General features: G+C 69.7%; 5 protein-coding genes and 1 pseudogene. 2 read left to right on the plus strand and 4 right to left on the minus strand.

Going from position 1 to position 3,451, the window contains the following annotated elements; all coding sequences use genetic code 11:
• Both WBA11_RS17385 and WBA11_RS17390 read left to right on the plus strand, forming a co-directional pair.
• Nucleotides 1-577 (plus strand): annotated as a pseudogene (locus WBA11_RS17385) (hypothetical protein); the annotation flags it as partial.
• Between the two features lie 25 nt (nucleotides 578-602).
• Nucleotides 603-1,325, plus strand: coding sequence for a glycosyltransferase (locus WBA11_RS17390; RefSeq protein ID WP_424521905.1), 723 nt, complete (start codon nucleotides 603-605; stop codon nucleotides 1,323-1,325).
• A gap of 179 nt (nucleotides 1,326-1,504) precedes the next feature.
• Here WBA11_RS17390 and WBA11_RS17395 read toward each other — a convergent pair whose 3' ends face one another.
• The 4 genes from WBA11_RS17395 to WBA11_RS17410 all read right to left on the minus strand — a co-directional run bounded on the left by WBA11_RS17395 (nucleotide 1,505) and on the right by WBA11_RS17410 (nucleotide 3,442).
• Nucleotides 1,505-1,726 (minus strand): hypothetical protein, encoded by a 222-nt coding sequence (locus WBA11_RS17395; protein WP_424521906.1) that lies wholly within the window; start codon nucleotides 1,724-1,726, stop codon nucleotides 1,505-1,507.
• A 61-nt stretch (nucleotides 1,727-1,787) separates the two neighbouring features.
• Nucleotides 1,788-2,282, minus strand: a complete 495-nt coding sequence (locus tag WBA11_RS17400) for a VOC family protein (protein ID WP_424521907.1) — start codon at nucleotides 2,280-2,282, stop codon at nucleotides 1,788-1,790.
• Nucleotides 2,283-2,378: 96 nt separating this feature from the next.
• Nucleotides 2,379-2,525 carry a hypothetical protein gene (locus WBA11_RS17405; protein WP_424521908.1) on the minus strand — a complete coding sequence of 49 codons (147 nt, stop codon included), beginning with the start codon at nucleotides 2,523-2,525 and terminating at the stop codon, nucleotides 2,379-2,381.
• Nucleotides 2,526-2,695: 170 nt separating this feature from the next.
• Nucleotides 2,696-3,442: an SDR family NAD(P)-dependent oxidoreductase gene (locus WBA11_RS17410; protein ID WP_424521909.1), complete on the minus strand. Its 747-nt coding sequence runs from the start codon at nucleotides 3,440-3,442 to the stop codon at nucleotides 2,696-2,698.
• Nucleotides 3,443-3,451 lie beyond the last annotated feature (9 nt).

Here is a 3,451-nt window from a genome sequence, read left to right on the forward strand (position 1 = left end):
CCGCATTGTCGGCCCGATCGCGGACCTGCTCGTCGCGAACGACCAGCGCGACCGCGTCACCGCCGAGGCATTCGTCGCCCACGCCGTCTTGCACGAGCTCGCACACGGTCCTCCCACCTCGAGCTTGGCCCTCGACGAGGCCGCCGCCGACGCCCGCGCCATCCTGCTCGCTGCTCGCCTCGCCGACCTCGAGGCCGGCGACGATCCTGACGCCGAGTTTCCCGCCCTCGAGGTCGCCACCGCGACCTACGCCGCGTCCGTCTTCCGAGCCGTCCGGTTCGGCGCGGCCGGGCCTCGAGGCCGCGCCCACCTGATCGTGTTCAACCGCTTGCGCGACGCGAGCGCCCTCGAGGTCGTGGGCAGCCGGTGGCGCGTCGAGACCTCGCGCGTTCGCCCCGCCCTCGAGGCGCTACTCGCCGACCTAGAAGCCATCGAGGACGAGGACGCCTCCGACGCATTCGTGCAGCAATGGGGCCGCACGTCGGACGTGTTGGTCCAGGCGCTCGATGCCATCGACGCCGCGGGCATTCCGGCCGATGTCGTCTTCGAGGTCGAGACGACGGCGGGGCCGCGATAGCTTCCGAGACCGGACCTCCCACCCCATGCGCCTCGAAGACCTCACCGTCGTCGTCCCGACCAAGAACGAGACGGCCAACGTCGGCCCGTTCCTCGCGAGCCTGCACCCGGACGTCGAGCTCATCGTGGTGGACGCGAGCGACGACGAGACGCGCGACCTGATTCACGAGCTCCGGCCTGAGCGGACGACGGTCATCTTCGACACGGGCACGATCCCCGAGGCGCGGCAGATCGGCTTGGAGGCCGCCATGACCGAGTGGGTCCTGTTCACCGACGTCGACATGTCGTTCGGGGACGACTACTGGACCGGGTGGCAGTCGATCGACCTGGGTCCCAAGGCCGGCGCGATGCAGGGCGCCAAGTTCTCCGCCGACGACGAGTACCGGACGTACTACAAGCTGTTCTCGTTCGGCATACGCGCGATGTCGTGGCTCACGATCCCGGCCGGCTCGGGCTCGAACATGATCTTCCGCCGGACGGCGCTCTTGGAGGCCGGCGGCTTCGACCCCAAGCTGACGGCCAACGAGGACATCTACGCCCTATGGGTCGTCCGCAAGGCGGGCTGGCGCGTCGGGTACTCGGGCGCGCTCCGGGTCTTCGAGCGGGACCACCGTCGCCTGCGCCAGGGCCGGGCCAAAAAGACGCTCCACGGCTGGATCCGCCCGCTCATGCTGTTCACCGGCATCGGCGACGACCGCGTGCGCGAGTCCAGCTGGGGCTACTGGAAGGAGGGCGAGGACAAGGAGTAGCGCGCCCTCGAGGGCGAGAGTCAGCGGCCCCGTCCCTGCCACCCCGACCGAGGAGCGACGGCGCCAGCCGAGGAGGCCCTGGCTCGACGATGTCTCAGGACACGACCTCGAGGCCGAGAACCTCGAGGCCGAGATCGCCGCACCGAACGCGCCGACGCCGAGGCCGTCCTCGAGGACGGTTATTCCCCCTCGTAGAGGTTCGTGCCGTCGCCGTCCTCGACCGGGACCCCGGCCTCTGACGGCTCGAGCCGCTCCGGCGCGTCGATCTCCGTGCCGACGCCGCCGGTCGTCTCACCGCCGCGCTGGCTCATCAGGAAGACCGCGAACAGCAGCGCGATCACAGAGACGATCAGGAGCGCGATGCCGAAGGGGCTCTTTCGTTTGTAGGAGGTGTCAGCCATGAGGGGGGAGTCGGAGAGGGGCCCCCTAAACGGGCGTCGGCCCCGTAGAGGTTTCCTGCGCTCAGCCGGGATCGTCCTGAGCCGCCACCCGCAACCGGTCCTCCGCCAAGTCCTCCTGGCGGCCCTTCCACAGCGGCGACCCGTCGGGCTCAGTACGCCGGTCGCAGTAGACCTCGACGCGAACGCCTTCGGGATCGCGGAAGTAGCACTGCCACGCGATCTGCGCCTCCTGCAAGTCGACCTCGAGGCCGTGCTCTCGCAACCGCTGCACCAGCGCCCACAGCTCGGCCTCGTCGCTCGCCTCCCACGCGAAGTGGTCGAACCGGCCCGACGGCCCCGGCGCCGCGCCCGACCTCGATTGGCGCAGCACCAAGCGGTGGTGCATCCCGTCGTCGGCGCCGCCCGAGATGGGCTGATCGTCGGTCAGAAAGGCGTAGTGGCTCTGGTCGTCCGTCGCGCGCTCGCGGACGGTGAGGCCCAGGACGTCGGTGTAGAACGCGGTCTGCGCGTCGAGGTCGGCGACGTCGAGTCGGAGGTGTCCCAGGCGGAGCGGCATCGGTCAGAGCGGAAGGCTCGCCGTCCGACCTCGAGGTCGGCGCGGGGTTTCCGAAGTCGCCCTCGATGCGTCCGGTCTCTCGGCCTCGAGGACGGGCTACGCCGCCAGGACCAACGCGATGGCGAGCGGGGCCAACCCGACCACGACCGACAGCACCACGAACGCCACCTGCGGCCACGCCACCGACCGCAACTGCGGGCCGGCGGGGACGATCTCGTAAGGGGCTTCGGACGGGGGAGGCATCGACTCGGAGGGGACTGGCTGAGTAGCCGCGGGAGAGACTACTGGGGTATCGGTGATCGGTTGGGGTTCTGAACCGGCTCCACCGACTCTTCCCGCCGCCGCCCCGGCACGTTGACAAACACCGGCACGTTGGCAAACAAACGCACCGGAACGGCCGGGGGTTACAGGCGCTACGCCGTCATGCCACCGTCGACGGTGAGTTCGGCGCCGGTGATGTACGAGGCGTCGTCGGAGACGAGGAACGAGACGGCTGCCGCGATCTCGTCGGCGGTGCCGTAGCGACCGAGCGGGTTCATCCCCGCTAACGTCTCCGCAAACGGATTCTTCTCCGGGTCGGCCGGGTTCATGTCCGTGTCGATGGCGCCCGGGTGGACCGTGTTGACCGTGATCCCGCGACCGCCGAGCTCCTTGGCGACCGCCTTGGCCAAGACGGTGACGCCGGCCTTTGTAGCGCCGTACACCGCGTTGCCCGGCATCCCGACCTTCCCGACGACCGAGCCGATGTTGACGATCCGGCCGTTGTCGCGCAAGTGCTTCGCCGCCTCGCGGATGGTCACGAACGAGCCCCGCAAGTTGATGTCGAGGTTGGCGTCGTAGTCCTCGTCCGAGAACTCGTGGACGGGGCCGGTCTTGTAGACGCCCGCGTTGTTGACCAGGATGTCGAGGCCGCCGTGGTCTCGGACGACCTGGCGAACGAGGGCCGCGCCCGCATCTGGCCCGGACGCGTCCGCTTGATAGGCCTGGGCGGTGCCGCCGGCCGACGTGACCTCGTCCACGACAGCCTGGGCCGCGTCGGGCGAGGAGTTGTACGAGAGGGCGACGGTCGCGCCGTCGGCGGCGAGCCGCTTGGCCGTGGCGGCGCCGATGCCGCGACTTCCGCCGGTGACGAGGGCGACTTTTTCTGCGAGGTCAGACATGAGATATGG

The sequence above is a fragment of the Rubrivirga sp. genome (genome assembly GCF_049648075.1).
GTDB lineage: Bacteria > Bacteroidota > Rhodothermia > Rhodothermales > Rubricoccaceae > Rubrivirga.

Excerpts from the sequence above, each read along its gene's own strand:
- WBA11_RS17395 (WP_424521906.1), bottom strand. The coding sequence starts at position 1,726 with ATGGCTGACACCTCCTACAAACGAAAGAGCCCCTTCGGCATCGCGCTC.
- WBA11_RS17400 (WP_424521907.1), bottom strand. The coding sequence starts at position 2,282 with ATGCCGCTCCGCCTGGGACACCTCCGACTCGACGTCGCCGACCTCGAC.
- WBA11_RS17390 (WP_424521905.1), top strand. The coding sequence starts at position 603 with ATGCGCCTCGAAGACCTCACCGTCGTCGTCCCGACCAAGAACGAGACG.
- WBA11_RS17405 (WP_424521908.1), bottom strand. The coding sequence starts at position 2,525 with ATGCCTCCCCCGTCCGAAGCCCCTTACGAGATCGTCCCCGCCGGCCCG.
- WBA11_RS17410 (WP_424521909.1), bottom strand. The coding sequence starts at position 3,442 with ATGTCTGACCTCGCAGAAAAAGTCGCCCTCGTCACCGGCGGAAGTCGC.